The following is a 15348-nucleotide window of genomic DNA, read 5'->3' as shown; positions in this document are numbered from 1 at the left end:
TTGCGATATTCCCCTCATCCGCAAGGACCGCCACATGACTCAGAACGATCCGGGCAACGACTACCCCTTGAGCGAAGTCCCGATGCATGCCCGCAAGGGTCTGGCCTCCACGGCCATGGTGCTGCTGGGCTTCACTTTTTTCACCGCCACAATGTTTGCCGGCGGCAAGCTGGGGGTGGCGTTCGGTTTTGCCGAGATGCTCACCGTGATTGTGATTGGCAACCTGCTGTTGGGCCTCTATGCCGCCGGCCTGGGTTACATCGCTTTCAAGAGCGGGCTCAATTCGGTGTTGATGGGGCGTTTCTGTTTCGGCGAGGTGGGCAGCAAGCTCAGTGACTTGATCCTCGGGTTCACCCAGATCGGCTGGTACGCCTGGGGCACGGCGACCGCCGCCGTGGTGCTGGGCAAGTATTTCGAATTGAGCGAGAGCACCGTGCTCGGGTTGATGGTGCTGTTCGGCCTGGGGTTCTGCGCCACCGCCTACGTCGGTTATCGCGGGCTGGAAATCCTTTCGTACATCGCCGTACCAGCCATGATGTTGCTGCTGATGCTGTCGATGTGGGTGGCGACGGTGAAAGTCGGCGGCTTCGAAGGCTTGCTGGCGGTGGTGCCTACGAGCAGCCTCGATTGGTCCACCGCCATCACGCTGGTGTTCGGCACCTTCGTCAGCGGCGCGACCCAGGCCACCAATTGGACGCGGTTCTCCCGCTCGGCGAAGGTCGCGGTGCTGGCGAGCCTGATCGGCTTCTTCCTCGGCAACGGCCTGATGGTGCTGATCGGCGCCTACGGGGCCATCGTCTATCAGCAACCGGACGTGGTCGAAGTGTTGTTGCTGCAGGGCTTCGCCATGGCGGCGATGGCGATGCTGTTGCTCAACATCTGGAGCACCCAGGACAACACCATCTACAACTTCGCCGTGGCCGGTTGCAACCTGCTGCGCACCCGCCGGCGCAAGACCGTGACCCTCTGCGGCGCGGTGATCGGCACGCTGCTGGCCCTGTTGGGCATGTACGATCTGCTGGTGCCTTACCTGATTCTGCTGGGCACCGTCATCCCACCGATTGGCGGGGTGATCATGGCCGATTTCTTCTTCCGCTGGCGCGGCCGTTATCCACGCCTGGCCGAAGCCCGGTTGCCGGCGTTCAACTGGCCTGGGCTGTTTGCCTATGGGCTCGGCACGGTCGCCGCGTTCAATTCGCCGTGGGTCGCGCCACTGGTAGGAATCGCCACCGGCGCGCTAACGTATGTGCTATTGATCGGCGTAATGGGTATTCGCACCGCTGACGCACCTCTACAAGACCTATAAAGGATTTGCCCGATGCACATCATCAACGCCCGCCTGCGCAACCGCGAAGGCTTGCATGAACTGCACCTGGAAAACGGCCTGATCGCCAACATCGCCCGCCAGACCGAAGCCCCCAGCCTGGGCCCGGAAGACCTCGACGCCGGCGGCAACCTGGTGGTCCCGCCCTTCGTCGAACCGCACATCCACCTGGACGCCACCCTCACCGCCGGTGAACCGCGCTGGAACATGAGCGGCACGCTGTTCGAAGGCATCGAGTGCTGGGGCGAACGCAAGGCCACCATCACCCAGGAAGACACCAGCACCCGCGCCAAGAAAACCATCCAGGCCCTCGCCGCCCATGGCATCCAGCATGTGCGCACCCACGTCGACGTGACCGACCCAGAACTGACGGCCCTCAAGGCCATGCTGGAAGTGCGCGAGCAAAGCCGTCACCTGATCGACATGCAGATCGTTGCGTTTCCCCAGGAAGGCATCGAGTCCTACCGCAATGGCCGCGAACTGATGGAAGAGGCGATCCGCATGGGCGCCGACGTGGTGGGCGGCATTCCCCACTTCGAGTACACCCGCGACCAGGGCGTCAGCTCGGTGAAATTCCTCATGGACCTGGCCGAACGCACCGGTTGCCTGGTGGATGTGCATTGCGACGAAACCGACGACCCGCATTCGCGCTTTCTCGAAGTGCTCGCCGAAGAAGCCCGCAGCCGCGACATGGGCGCCCGCGTCACCGCCAGCCACACCACGGCCATGGGTTCCTACGACAACGCCTACTGCGCCAAGCTGTTCCGCCTGCTCGGGCATTCGGGCATCAGCTTTGTCTCTTGCCCGACCGAAAGCATTCACCTGCAGGGGCGTTTCGACACCTTCCCCAAACGCCGTGGGGTCACTCGGGTCAATGAACTGCTCGAAGCCGGGATGAACGTGTGTTTCGGCCAGGACTCCATCGTCGACCCGTGGTATCCCCTGGGCAACGGCAACATCCTGCGTGTGCTCGAAGCCGGGCTGCATATCTGCCACATGCTCGGCTACCGCAACCTGCAAAGCGCCCTGGACCTGGTCACCGACAACAGCGCCAAGGCCATGGCCCTGGGCGAGCGCTACGGGCTGGAGCCCGGCCGCCCGGCGAACCTGCTGATCCTGTCGGCGGACAGCGACTACGAAGTGATCCGCAGCCAGGGCTTGCCGCTCTACTCGATTCGCAATGGCGAAGTGCTGATGAAGCGGCAGATGCCGGTGGTGGAGTTTGCGCAGCAGCCCGGCTGATTTCCCTGTGGGCGAACTTGCTCGCGACGGCGGTGGGTCAGTTGCATTGATGTTGGATGTAGTGCCGCCATCGCGAGCAAGCTCGCTCCCACAAGGGGATCTTCAGCGGACATAAATGTTGAGTCCGACACAGGGCCCCTGTGGGAGCGAGCTTGCTCGCGATAGCGGTATAAGCCACACCACAAAACCTCCAGAAAGCCCTACGGCACAAGCCGCGCCGTACCAAACAACCTGACCCGCACCAACTCGCCCGCCGCTTCTTCCAGCAAAATCGGCGCCGTGCCGCCGGGCATCACCACCCTCACCACGCCCGCCTTCACCCAGCCCACCCGCCAGGCAGCACTGGCCACGGCGCTGGCGCTGGTGCCCGAGGATGCGGTGGGACCTTCGCCTCGCTCGAACACCCGGGCGGCGATTCGCCCTTCAGCTTCGAGCCAGGCCCATTGCAGGTTCACCCCCATCGGGCACGGCATTCCAGCCCCACCCGGAGGAGCATAAGCGATACGGGTCAGGCTCTGGCACAGCGCCGCAGCACGCATCTGCGAATTGCTCGGCAACGCCTCGGCTCCGTCCACCAGCGTCACGCAATGAGGGTTGCCAATGTTCACGAACTGGCTGTTGCCCCAGGCCGGGTTCAACCGTTCAAGCGCCGCCACACGGCTGACGTCGCACTGGTTGAACATCACACGCTTGACGTCCTGGGCACCGACGGCACCGGGCCCGAACAGCGGTTTGCCCAAGTCCAGCCAGAAGCCTTGGGCGCCTTCGAATTCAGCGGCGCGAACCGAGGTTTGCAGCGGTGACAAGCCGTCGGGTTTATCGTGATGGACCTGCAGCAAGCAATCACCGGTCCCTGCCATCAAGCCCTGCTCTTGCAAGGCCTGGGAGAAAATCGTCAGGCCATTGCCGCTGCGCTCGGCCAGTGTCCCATCGGTATTGACGATCAACAGATCAAAGGGCGGTTCACTCTGGAACGGGCCAATCAGCAACCCATCACTGCGATGCGCCTTGGCATCCGACGGCGCCTCATCCGGCGTCCAGGCGCAGAACGCGTGCACGGCCGCCGTTGCCCAGGCCTCGCGGGTCTGCGCGGCCTGGGCGGCCGACGGAGGCAGATCGATGCCATGGTCACGGACCTGCTGCGGTGAAACGACTCCATAGAGATTTCCGCGTGCGTCGTAGAACGGTGCCATGCATCGGGTCCGGGGGAAGCCAGAAGGGCCGATAGTTTAGGCGAAGCCTGCTTCATACAGCCAAATCTTTGCGCCGTAACCTGTCAGGTTCGACAGATACGCAACTGTCTGGTGAACCCGTACAAGGACCAATGACCCGCGGTGTCCAAGGAGGGGGCTGCAGGGCTTTGGCACCTTGGGGGTCGCGGTGCGGTCAGTGGATATGCAAGCATAGGCCCCTGCCTGCACCACCGCACTGCACGAAAGCCAAGGACGTTTCATGACTGCCATCACCCCCCCGCCCACCTTTGTCCCCGGACGCCTGGAACAGATGTCCACCCGCATCGCCTACCTCATCGCCGGCATCGGCATCGCCGCCTGGGCGCCGCTGGTGCCTTATGCCAAGGTGCGGGCGAACCTGGATGAGGGCACCCTCGGCTTGCTGCTGTTATGCCTGGGGGTCGGGTCGATCCTGGCGATGCCGATTTCCGGCGCGCTGGCGACGCGGTTCGGCTGCCGTCGGGTACTCAGCGGCGGCACGATTCTGATCTGCCTGGCATTGCCGTTGCTGGCGACGATGACTTCCCTGCCCTGGCTGGTGGCGGCGCTGTTCCTGTTTGGCGCCGGGCTCGGCACCGTGGACTCGACCGTGAACCTGCAGGCGGTGATCGTCGAGCGGGCCAGTGGCAAGACCATGATGTCGGGTTTCCACGGCATGTTCAGCCTCGGCGGGATCATTGGCGCGGCCGGCGTGAGCGCCCTGCTCGGCCTGGGGCTTTCGCCACTGGGGGCGACGCTGGTGGTCAATGGCGTGCTGCTGGTGGCGTTGTTCAAGGCGGCGCCGCACCTGTTGCCCTACGGCAGTGAAAGCTCGGGACCGGCGTTCGCCATTCCCCATGGTGTGGTGCTGTTTATCGGCATCCTCTGTTTCATCGTGTTCCTGGCCGAAGGCGCGGTGCTGGACTGGAGCGCCGTGTTCCTGACCACCGAGCGCGCGGTGGATACCGCCTATGCCGGGCTGGGTTATGCCGCCTTCGCGCTGACCATGACCGTCGGCCGCCTGACCGGCGACTCGGTGGTGCATCGCCTGGGGGCCAAACGCGTGATCATCTATGGCGGGTCGATCGCCGCCGCGGGATTCCTGCTGGCGACCCTCGCCCCGATGTGGCAAGCGGCGCTGCTGGGGTATGCGTTGGTGGGTGCCGGGTGTTCGAACATCGTACCGGTGTTGTACACCGCCGTCGGCAAACAGACCCTGATGCCGGAAGCGATCGCCGTACCGGCCATCACCACCATCGGCTATGCCGGTATCCTCGCCGGTCCGGCGCTGATTGGCTTCGTCGCCCATGGCAGCAGCCTGAGCTTTGCGTTTGGGTTGATTGCGTTGTCGCTGGTGGCGGTTGCGGCCAGTGGCAAAGTGTTGAAGGTCTGATGCCTCCACACAACTCTTTGTGGGAAGGAGATTTATCTGTGACAAGGGGGGTTATCTGTGGCGAGGGGATTTATCCCCGCTGGGCTGCAAAGCAGCCCTGAAACCAGTCACCTCACTATGCCAGACAGACCGCATCGGCAGGATTTTGGGCTGCTGCGCAGCCCAGCGGGGATAAATCCCCTCGCCACAAGAATACGCGTCAACCCTGGGTTTTCATCAAAACCCCACACTCGCCTGCACAAAGAACGTACGCGGTGCGCCGACGTAAATACCCGAGTTGTTGTCGCTGGAGCGGGTGTAGTACTGGTGATCGAACAGGTTTTTCACCCCGGCGCCGACTTTCAGGTTCGACAGCTGTGCACCGAAGTCATAGCCGGCGCGCACGTTCCAGAGCACGTAGCCCGGCATGTCGCCGTACTGTCCATCGGCGGTGCCATCGGTGATGTAGTCGCCGCTGAAGCTGCCATCGGCGTTCACGTTGTTGCCCGGTGAACGCTGCTTGGACTGGGCAAAAGCGTCGAGGTTGTAGGTCCAGCGGTTGATCTCATAGCGCAGGCCCAGGTTGGCCACCTGGCGGGAATAGAACGGCAAGTCACGGCCCTTGAAGCTCGGGATCTCGCCTTCGTAAGTCGCGCGGGTGTAGGTGAAACCGGCGTTGGCGGTGAGGCCTTCGAGGCGTGGGTCGAGCGCGGCCATGTCGAAGTTCACCGAAGCCTCCAGCCCCTGGTGCTTGGTCGCGCCCATGTTGGTCCAACCCACGTCGTTGCTGATGTACTGCAACTCGTCGTCGAAGTCGATGTAGAACAGCGTCACTTCCCCGCCCCACACATCATCGTTGTACCGCGTGCCGATCTCATAGGTCTTGGCCTTTTCCGGGCTCAGGCCGTTGGCGGTGTTGTTGCCGTCGCCGCCCTGGCCGAGCTGGAAGTATTGCAGGCTGCCGAACGAGGTCTCGTAGTTGGCGAACAGCTTCCAGGCATCGGACAGGTGATACATCACGCTCAGGGCCGGCAGCGGTTCGTTGCTGTCGATGCTGCGGCGTTTCTCCTGCACGGGGCGGCCGGCGGTGTCGAGCACCGGGCGATCGTGCCATTCGGTGCTGATGCTTTCGAAGCGGATGCCCGGGGTGATGGTCCACTGGCCGACATCGATCTTGTCATCGATATACACCGCGTGGGCTTCAGTGCCGCCGGTACGGTCCTGGTAGACGTGGCCATCGGCCCCCGGACGCACCACCGGTTCGTTATTGCGCAACGCCAGGCGGCTGGCCTCTTCGTGCATGCCTTCCTTGAGGTAGCGATAACCGACGCTGGCTTCCTGGGTGGTGGGGCCCAGGTCGAACACGTGGGACACCCGGGGTTCGATGCCGAAGGTGTAATAAGTGCGCGGGGAGGACACCAGGTTGCGCTGGTCCCGGGAGGCGATGGTGCTGCCACGGTAGCTGTCGGAGTAATAGGTCAGCACTTCGGCCTGGGTGCGCTCATTGATCTGGCGGATCCACTTGAACGACACATCCTTGCGCCGGCCACTGAAGTCGTCCCAGTCGCGGTCGGACTGGTACGGGTCCGCGTCGTACTGGGCCTGGGTCAGGCCGCCGGGCATGTCGGCCTTGGCGTCGTAGTAGTGGAAGTTCAGCGAGAAGTCGTCGACATCGGTCGGCGCCCAATGGGTCTTGAGAATCACGTCGTCGATGTCGTTGCCGTTGTTGCTCTGGCGATACCCGTTGCCGTTGACGCCCGAATACAACAGTGCCACGCCCAGGCCGTTGTCAGCGGTGCCGCCGAGGAAGGCCGTGTCGATGTGCTTCCAGCCGCCGCGCTGGGAGGTTTCCAGGGTGGTGCCGATTTCACCGGTGGCTTTCTGCGGAATGGCACGGGTCACGAAGTTGATCACCCCACCGACGTTCTGCGGCCCATAGCGCACCGAGCCGGCGCCACGCACCACGTCGACGCTGTCCAGGTTGCCCAGGGAAATCGGCGCCATGGACAGTTGCGGCTGGCCATAGGGCGCGAACGCCGCCGGTACGCCGTCGATCAACACCGTGGAGCGTGGCGACAAGCGTGAGGTCAGGCCGCGCACGCCGACGTTCAGGGAAATATCGCTGCCGCCGGTACCGTTGGCCTCTTGCACCTGCACCCCCGGCACCCGCCGCAGCACGTCGCCGACGTTCATGGCGCCCTGCTCCACCATCGCTTGGCGGCGGATCACCGTACGCGCACCGGGGTGGTTCTGCACCACTTCGGCGTTGGCATCGCCGAGCCAGTCACCGACCACCTGGATTTCAGTCGTCCCCAGCTCCAGCGGGCCGGCGTTGGACGCCGAAGGTGCTGGCAACACGGTCACCGAACCCTTATCGATCTGGTATTGCAGGCCGCTGCCCTGCAGCAATTGGCGCAAGGCCGCTTCCGGGGACAAGTTGCCGTCCACCGCCGACGCTTGTTTGCCGGCCACCGATTCGGCACTGAAGAACACTTGCAACGCGGTCTGCTGGGCGAGCTGGGTCAAGGCTTGCCCCAACGGTTGCGCCTGGATGTGAATGGCGGTGGCGGCCTGATCGGCGAACGCCTGGGGCACAGCGGCGCCGACCGCCAGGGTCAGGGCCCGGGCCAGCCAGCGTAAGTGGGTACGATTGTTGTTTTTGGCGGTTGTTTTCACGTCGAACCTTGTCCTGTTGATCGCAAGAATACGCGGCTGTTAATGCAAACCAGTTGCAGTTGGACAAGAAGACGAAGAACTCGGAAAAAACCTGAATCTATCGTGCGATTATTTCCTGGCTGCCGTCATCCAGGTTACGCACGGCCACCGGCAGGATGTTCGGCAGCGCCTTGAGCAGCGCCTCGGGGTCGTCGGCGCGGAACACGCTGGTCAGGCGCAGGTTGCCCACCGCCGCGCTGCCGACCCGCAGGGGCTGGGTGCGATAACGGGAGACTTCTTCAGCCACGTCCTTGAGCGGCGCGTCGTTGAACACCAGCTTGCCATGGCGCCAGGCGGTGAGCGCCTCGGTGTTGACCGTGTAAGGCGTGGCGACTTTGCCCTGGGCATCGATCTGGGTGCCTAGGCCTGCTGTCAGGCTGACCGACTGAGCCGTGGGCGCGGCGCGGCCCTGGACCTTGACGCTGCCCTGCGCCACCGCCACCCGGGTCTTGTCGGCATCGCGGCGCACATCGAAGCGCGTCCCGGTCACCGTCACCTGGCCGTTGCCCGCATTGACGGTGAATGGCCGGCCAGCATCGTGTTCGACGCTGAACAGGGCCTCGCCCTCGACCAGTTCCACCCGGCGCTGACGGTGTGCGAATTGAATACGCACCCGGCTGCGGCTGTTGAGGTCGATCACCGAACCGTCCGGCAAGGCGATATGCCGACGCTCGCCAAGGGCGGTGGCGTATTCGCCGCTGTAGTCGGTGGAAGAACTCAAACCGCTGAACAGCCCCAACCCCAGCGCCACCGCGAACAGTCCGGCGGCGACGGCATAGCGCAGCAGTGGCCGACGCCTGGGACGTTCGGCGGGAGGTTCGCACAGCGCTCGCAGGCGTTCCTTGGGCAGCAGGTCCGTGGCGCTCCAGATACCCTGGAGCAATTGAATTTCGTCACGGTGGTTGGCGTGTTCGTCCAGCCAGGCTTCGAAACGCTGGCGCTCCTCGACACTCATGGCGGGCGCTTGCAAACGCACGAACCATTGCGCCGCCGCATCGCGAACCCTGTCCTGCCCACACGGGCATTCACGGCTATCCATCATGGAAGGTCCTGTGGCTCAGGTGGAAGAAGACGATGGATCATTGGCCTGGTCCGTCCAGGCGATCGCGCAGATGCCGCAGGGTGCGGATCATATACTTTTCCACCATGTTTTTTGACAGGCCCAGGCGCTCGGCGATTTCCGCCTGGGTCAGGCCTTCGATCTTCTGCCAGACGAACACCGTGCGGCAGTTGGCCGGCAGCTCGGCAAGCGCCCGCTCGATCGAGTCCGCCAGTTGGATCGCGTGCATGAAGTGCTCCGGGTCGCCCGAAAACGACTGACCAGGTTCGATGACAGCCTCTTCCATGGCCCCCCGTCGATCTTCGCGCCGATAGCCATCCACTGCAATGTTGCGCGCGGTCTGATGCAAATAGGCCCGTGGCTGCTCGACCCCGCTCGAATCGGACTCAAGCACCCGCACGAAGGTGTCATGGGCCAGGTCCTCGGCCTGCTGGCGATTGCGCAGGCGACGGGTCCAGGTGCCGATCAACTCTTCGTAATGCTCGAAAAAGCCGGGTCTGCGGGGCAGCTTGGGGGTCATCGCGGCGCGCTGTGGAAACGGGGCATGAATAGTAATGGTTACTATTCATACGAAGCAAACCTATTACGGTGCCTGTCGTCCGAAGCTTTAAAGATGAGGATTAAGTCTATGTGGGAGCAAAGCTTGCTCCCACAGGTCAGATGGACTGGCCTCTAGCTGGACCAAGTCTGGCGCACGTCAAGCACACCGCCAGAACGCCACACAGGATCAAGGTCCAACCCAGCGCCTGAAACCAGGCGGCGAGCATCAACGCGCCGCCGATCAACAGGTAATAGAACAAGCCAAACAACGCACCAGCGGTGCCCATGCAGTCGCCATAGCGAACCAGCGCGGCGCCCAGCACGTTGGGTATCGCCATGCCAAACGCCAGCACGATCAACAGCATCGCCACAACAAAACCACCACTGTCCAGCAAGACCTGAACGCTCGTCCCACCGATCAGCAGCGCCACTGCCGCCATCGCCGATAATCGGTCGCCGGCGCCCCCCTGTGCCAGCAAGCGCTTGTTCAGCCAAGCCCCCAAGCCCGAGCCCAGTGCCAGGATCACGCCGCTGTAGCCAAACCACTCAGGGCTCAATCCAAGTCGTTCGAACTGGAACGGCGCGAGGTTGTAGTAACTGAACAGCGCGACGTTGAAGGCGGCGACCAGAAACGACGAGCGCCAGATGGATGGATCCTTGAGCACGCGCCATAGCGTCTTCAATAAGGGTTGTGCAGGGAGACGGGCCGGCAGGGTTTCGGGCAAGACTCGTGCGCACCACGCCAGTAAAATCAATGACAACACCAATAGGCCGCCGAGTACGCCCTGGTAACCAAAGAGTCGTACCAGGCTGGCGCCACTGAACAAACCAATCGCCGGGCTGGCGGCGAGGGCAATACCGATCACTGAAAAAAACTGGCCCAGTTGCGCGCCTTGGTAGCGATCACGCAGGACCGTCTGGGTCACCACCGAACCGACTGCCGCCCCAAACGCAGCCAGGGCCTGAACGGTCAGCAGCGCATCGAAGGTGTCGACATTCAACCCCAGCATCGTCGCTGCAGCATACAAGGCCAACCCGCTCAACATGGCGGGTCGACGACCGATGCGGTCACACAGCCGTCCCCACACCGCTACCCCCAGGGCGAACCCCAAGAAAAACGTGGATGACAGCTGCGCGGCCATTTCTGCGCTGACGGCAAAACTCGCGCTGATGTCTGCCAACGCTGGGCTGTAGAGGGTTTGGGCAATTTGCGGAAACATTACCAAGGCAATTGCCAGGCAAAGGGAAGGTCGCGAAATCATGCAGGCCAAGCTCGTTCCAAGAAGGGCGACCAGTCTATGAAGCCATGACTGTCGTATTATCCGAAGCTCGACAAATAATCCTTGAAATCGGACAAGTTATGGCCTGGCTCGACGCTCATGCCCTATTCGACCCCGACCGCCACGACGCGCCGGTGATCGGTCTCGCGGCAACGCTGGATCACCATGACTCCGGCGTGCATCGACATCAGCGCGGGCAACTGCTGTTCACACGGCAGGGCTGCACACGTATTACCCTGGCGCAGCAGCTGTGCCTGCTGCCACCATCGCGAGCGGCCTGGATTCCGCCGTTGATCTCCCATCGTGCCGTGATGCAACAGAGCGTGGACTATCGATCGATTTACCTGACAGCATCGCTGTGCGCTGACTTGCCTTCACACGTGTGCATCATTGACGTATCACCATTGCTACGCGCCGTACTTGAGCCGATCACCGACGCAGCGTTCGACAGCGACTGGACACAAGGCCGTAACATGCATCTGCTGGGGTTGTGCCTGAATGAAATCCGCGAAGCACCTCAACAGCCGATGCTGCTGCCGCTGCCTCAGGACAAACGCCTGGCACCTCTGCTCGCGGCACTGCAGCATTTGCCGCCGACATTGAACGTACTGGAAGCGCAAATCGGGGCCAGTGGCCGGACCATTGGCCGAATCTTTCAAAGGGAAACCGGCATGGGTTATCAACAGTGGCGGCAACAATGGCGCCTGATGCGCGCCATTGAACTGCTCGCCACCGGCCGCAGCCTGAGTTACAGCGCTTTCGAATTAGGCTTTGCCAGCGACAGCGCCTTTATCGCCTTCTTCAAACAAATGACCGGCTTTACGCCAAAAGCCTACTTGGGTTGATTGCCGCCCGGCTTACGCCTCAGGCATCTTGCGAAAGCCCACCGCCAAGCGGTTCCAGCCATTGATGGCGTTGATCGCCACGGTCAGGTCGACCATTTCCTTGGGGCTGAAATGCTCGCTCAGCAGGGCATAGTCGGCGTCCGGCGCGTGGGTGTCGCTCAGGCGGGTCAGGGCTTCGGTCCAGGCCAGTGCGGCGCGTTCGCGGCCGGTGAAGAACGGCGCTTCGCGCCAGGCGGTCACGGCGTACAGGCGACGTTCGGTCTCGCCGCCCTTGCGGGCGTCGGCGGTGTGCATGTCGATGCAGAAGGCGCAGCCATTGATTTGCGAGGAACGCAGCTTGACCAGTTCCAGCAGGGACTTCTCCAGGCCCAGGTTCGAGGCGGCGTTTTCCAGGGCCAGCATGGCTTTAAAAGCGTCTGGGGAAGCGGTGTAGAAATCGATACGCGGTTGCATGGTGAACTCCAGAACAATGAGGTGTAGCGCTACGTTAGCCGTGCAGTGGCGCGGTACAAATAGCCAATTGTTGGGAAGTTCGGGTGGCCAATGGCGAACGCGTCGGGGTTTACCTGAAGGAGGGCTGGAGGCGCTTGCGGCGAGGGAGCTTGCTCCCGCTCGGCTTTGTAGGAGCTGGCGAAGCCTGCGATCTTTTGATCTTTCGCGCCAGACTCAATTGGCAGTGGAAAGATCGCTGCCTCGCTTCGCTCGTCAGCTCCTACAGACCCAGCGGGAGCAAGCTCCCTCGCCACAGGGGACATGGGGACTTCAAGATAGGCTTCAGGCCCGGCTGCGCAGCCACTGCAGGAAGCGTTTCTTGGCGACGGGCTTGGGCAGTTCGCGGGTGAGGTTCTGGGCCAGGTGCATGCGCACGTCCAGCAGGTTTTTCATCGCGTCGTTGATGTCGCGACGGGCCTCGAGGCACGGCTTGAGGTAGCTGTTTTCGATGCGGTACAGGGTGCAGAACGTCTTGGCGGAAAAAGTCGCCAGGGCCGCCTGCTCGGCGACGATTCCGGCTTCGCCGATCACTTCCCCCGGCCCCATGCGTCCGCCCTCCAGTGGCTGGCCGTTGCGCATGAGGGTGACGCTGACCACCCCTGACTCGATGATGAACAGGTGATCGCTGACCTCCCCCGCCGCCAGGATCACATCGCCGGCGCGGAAGGTTTGCAGGGTCATGTTCTGGCTGAAGGTGTCTTTCTCATCCTGGCGCAGGGTGGAGAAAATGCTCGAGCTTTCCAGCAATGCCCGGGGCCGCGACACCGCCTGGGGCGTGGCGCTTTCACTGGTGGACAGCAGGCTCACGCCCGACGCCTGCAAATGCCGGAACGCCAGGTCGAACAACTGGTTGCGCACCGTGCGTTTCAGGGCCATGGAGGCGACAAACCCGCTGATTTCATATTCCGCCCCGCCGCTGCCGCTACTCTTGAGGGCAACGCTGGGGGCCGGGGTCGCGAGCAGGGAACGACAGCCGATCATGGCCCGTTCCAACGCGTCGATCACGGTTTGTGGCCGCGCGTGAGGGCTGACCTGGATGCTGATGGACAGGCCATGGACATCGCTGGGGCGACTGAAGTTGATGACCTTGGCCTTGGCCGCCAACGAGTTGGGAATCACCGCCATGCTGCCCTGGGCAGTCTGCAAGCGCGTGGCCCGCCAGTCGATGTCGGTGACCCGGCCTTCAGTGCCGTCGATGGAAATCCAATCATCGAGCTGATAGGGCTTGGTGGTGTTGAGCACAATCCCGGAGAACACGTCGCTGAGGGTGCTCTGCAAGGCCAGGCCGACGATGATCGCCATGGCGCCGGACGTGGCCAGCACGCCCTTGACCGGCAGATCCAGCACATAGGCCAATGCCGCGATAACGGCGATCAGGAAAATTACCGCACCGAGCAAATCCTGCAACAACCGCCCGGTGTGGCCGACCCGTTGCATCATCGCCGCCACGATCAGTACCGTCAGGGTTCGCGCGGCGAACAGCCACCAGGTGATCTGCAAACCGGTAGCGGCCAGGTGCCGCGGCACATCGTCGACCCACTGCGCCGGGACCATGGGGTTGAGGCCTTCGTTGAACAGCAGCACGCTGAACAACGAAAAAATCACCAGCCTTGCGCCGACTTTCCAATAGATCCGATCCGCACTGACCAGATGCCACATCAGTAGGTCGAACACCAGCAGCGCCAGGGCACAGAGCAGTGGGTGCTCGGAGATCAGAAACAGCATCGGGACAGCTCCAGGAGGGCGATTGGCGAAGATTGGCACAGATTGAACACGCTGTAGAGATCCCCGCAAAACTCCCTGTGGGAGCGGGCTTGCTCGCGAAGGCGGAGTGTCAGCGGGCATTTACTTCACTGACACACCGTCTTCGCGAGCAAGCCCGCTCCCACATTGGCCCTGCGTGACTAGCGTCAATCGTCCATCCGGCCAAAGCGCCCGGAGTGGAAATCATTGAAGGCCTGGTGGATTTCCTGTTCGCTGTTCATCACGAACGGACCATGGCCCACGATGGGTTCGTCGATCGGTTCGCCACTGAGCAGCAACACCACCGCGTCGTTATTGGCTTGCAGGCTCAATTGGTCGCCGGCCCGGTCGAACAGGGCCATCTGCCCGGCCTCGACCCGTTCGCGGCCATTGGCCTGGACCGAGCCCCGCAGCACCACCAAGGCGGTGTTGTGGCCTTCGTGCAGATCAAGGGTGAGGGTTTTCCCGGCATTCAAGCGGATGTCCCAAACGTCGATGGGGGTGAAGGTCCGTGCCGGGCCTTGATGCCCTTCGAAACTGCCGGCGATCAGGCGCAGGCTGCCGGCGCTGTCCTTCAGGGCAATGTTCGGAATGTCGCCCTTGAGGATCGTCTGGTAGCCGGCCGGGGCCATCTTGTCCTTGGCGGGCAGGTTGACCCACAGTTGGACCATTTCCATGAACCCGCCCTGGCGGGCAAACGCTTCGGAGTGGAACTCTTCGTGGATGATGCCGGAAGCGGCAGTCATCCATTGCACATCTCCGGGACCGATCTTGCCGCCGCTGCCGGTGGAATCACGGTGTTCCAGTTCGCCTTGGTAGACGATGGTTACGGTTTCGAACCCACGATGGGGATGCTGGCCGACGCCGCGACGCTCGCTGGTCGGCGTGAATTCGGTGGGAGCGGCATGGTCCAGTAGCAGGAACGGGCTGATGTGCTTGCCCAGGTTGTCGTAGGAAAACAGCGTGCGCACCTGGAAACCGTCGCCGACCCAATGGGGCCGTGGCCTGGTGTAGAGGCCGATGATTTTTTTCATGCCGTGTCTCCAAAATCAGGTACTGCGATTTAATGGACACAGCTTAAAACCCACCCCCTTGAAGCACTAGACGGCAAAAACCGGCCTTAGCGTTCCATTTGGAGAACGATCAAGAACCTGTGGGAGCGAGCTTGAACTGGTCAAGTAATCCCGGACACCGATTACGGTGTTTATGCCGCTTTTTGCTCCATGGCTATTGGCGACAGGTAGTTGTTGTAGCTGTGGAGCCTGGTGCGGTTGTAGTACATGAAGAAACGCACCATGTCCGTTTTTGCCTCCTCGATCAGGCTGTAGCCATTGCGAGGTACCCACTCTGACTTCAGCGTGCCGAAAAAACGCTCTGTTGGAGCGTTGTCCCAGCACTGTCCCCGATGGCTCATGCTTTGCACAATGCCGTGGCGGGTCAGTTCTTCTTGAAACTTGCGACTGGTGTACTGACATCCTTGGTCTGAGTGAAACATCAGCCCTGGGGGACACGTTCGTACCGCTG

At 62.4% G+C, this 15348-nt stretch carries 13 protein-coding genes; 4 read left to right on the top strand and 9 right to left on the bottom strand.

The window, feature by feature from the left end:
• Positions 1-34 precede the first annotated feature (34 nt).
• Together codB and codA are read left to right on the top strand one after the other, a co-directional pair.
• On the top strand, positions 35-1306 hold the full coding sequence (gene codB / locus BLP82_RS09250) for a cytosine permease (RefSeq protein WP_092166901.1): 1272 nt from the start codon (positions 35-37) through the stop codon (positions 1304-1306).
• Between the two features lie 12 nt (positions 1307-1318).
• Entirely contained in the window at positions 1319-2566 is a 1248-nt protein-coding gene (codA, locus tag BLP82_RS09245) for a cytosine deaminase (RefSeq protein ID WP_092166899.1), read from the top strand.
• Positions 2567-2766: 200 nt separating this feature from the next.
• Here codA and BLP82_RS09240 read toward each other — a convergent pair whose 3' ends face one another.
• Complete coding sequence (locus BLP82_RS09240) at positions 2767-3759, bottom strand: diaminopimelate epimerase (protein ID WP_092166896.1); 993 nt, start codon at positions 3757-3759, stop codon at positions 2767-2769.
• A gap of 259 nt (positions 3760-4018) precedes the next feature.
• Between BLP82_RS09240 and BLP82_RS09235 the strand changes: the two genes are divergently transcribed.
• Positions 4019-5170 carry an MFS transporter gene (locus BLP82_RS09235; protein WP_092166894.1) on the top strand — a complete coding sequence of 384 codons (1152 nt, stop codon included), beginning with the start codon at positions 4019-4021 and terminating at the stop codon, positions 5168-5170.
• A 216-nt stretch (positions 5171-5386) separates the two neighbouring features.
• Here BLP82_RS09235 and BLP82_RS09230 read toward each other — a convergent pair whose 3' ends face one another.
• From BLP82_RS09230 to BLP82_RS09215, 4 genes are all read right to left on the bottom strand, one after another.
• Positions 5387-7825: a TonB-dependent siderophore receptor gene (locus BLP82_RS09230; RefSeq protein WP_092166891.1), complete on the bottom strand. Its 2439-nt coding sequence runs from the start codon at positions 7823-7825 to the stop codon at positions 5387-5389.
• 97 nt (positions 7826-7922) lie between these two features.
• Positions 7923-8906, bottom strand: coding sequence for a FecR family protein (locus tag BLP82_RS09225; protein WP_092166889.1), 984 nt, complete (start codon positions 8904-8906; stop codon positions 7923-7925).
• Positions 8907-8943: 37 nt separating this feature from the next.
• Positions 8944-9444 (bottom strand): sigma-70 family RNA polymerase sigma factor, encoded by a 501-nt coding sequence (locus BLP82_RS09220; RefSeq protein WP_092166887.1) that lies wholly within the window; start codon positions 9442-9444, stop codon positions 8944-8946.
• 136 nt (positions 9445-9580) lie between these two features.
• On the bottom strand, positions 9581-10726 hold the full coding sequence (locus tag BLP82_RS09215; protein WP_092166884.1) for an MFS transporter: 1146 nt from the start codon (positions 10724-10726) through the stop codon (positions 9581-9583).
• Positions 10727-10824: 98 nt separating this feature from the next.
• Between BLP82_RS09215 and BLP82_RS09210 the strand changes: the two genes are divergently transcribed.
• Complete coding sequence (locus BLP82_RS09210; RefSeq protein WP_092166882.1) at positions 10825-11589, top strand: AraC family transcriptional regulator; 765 nt, start codon at positions 10825-10827, stop codon at positions 11587-11589.
• 12 nt (positions 11590-11601) lie between these two features.
• Here the strand turns inward: BLP82_RS09210 and BLP82_RS09205 are convergent, their stop codons facing one another.
• The 4 genes from BLP82_RS09205 to BLP82_RS09185 form a co-directional block, all read right to left on the bottom strand.
• Positions 11602-12042: a carboxymuconolactone decarboxylase family protein gene (locus tag BLP82_RS09205; protein ID WP_060741412.1), complete on the bottom strand. Its 441-nt coding sequence runs from the start codon at positions 12040-12042 to the stop codon at positions 11602-11604.
• Positions 12043-12363: 321 nt separating this feature from the next.
• On the bottom strand, positions 12364-13806 hold the full coding sequence (locus BLP82_RS09195; RefSeq protein ID WP_092166876.1) for a mechanosensitive ion channel family protein: 1443 nt from the start codon (positions 13804-13806) through the stop codon (positions 12364-12366).
• Positions 13807-13991: 185 nt separating this feature from the next.
• Positions 13992-14858, bottom strand: a complete 867-nt coding sequence (locus BLP82_RS09190; protein ID WP_092166873.1) for a pirin family protein — start codon at positions 14856-14858, stop codon at positions 13992-13994.
• Between the two features lie 170 nt (positions 14859-15028).
• On the bottom strand, positions 15029-15348 hold a 320-nt coding region (locus BLP82_RS09185), incomplete at its 5' end, for an integrase core domain-containing protein (protein WP_139197836.1).

This window comes from Pseudomonas sp. NFACC37-1, assembly GCF_900101575.1.
Classification (GTDB): Bacteria; Pseudomonadota; Gammaproteobacteria; order Pseudomonadales; family Pseudomonadaceae; genus Aquipseudomonas; species Aquipseudomonas fluorescens_AA.
The sequence above is the reverse complement of the archived record's forward strand: the minus strand, read 5'-3'. Positions and strand labels throughout refer to the sequence as shown.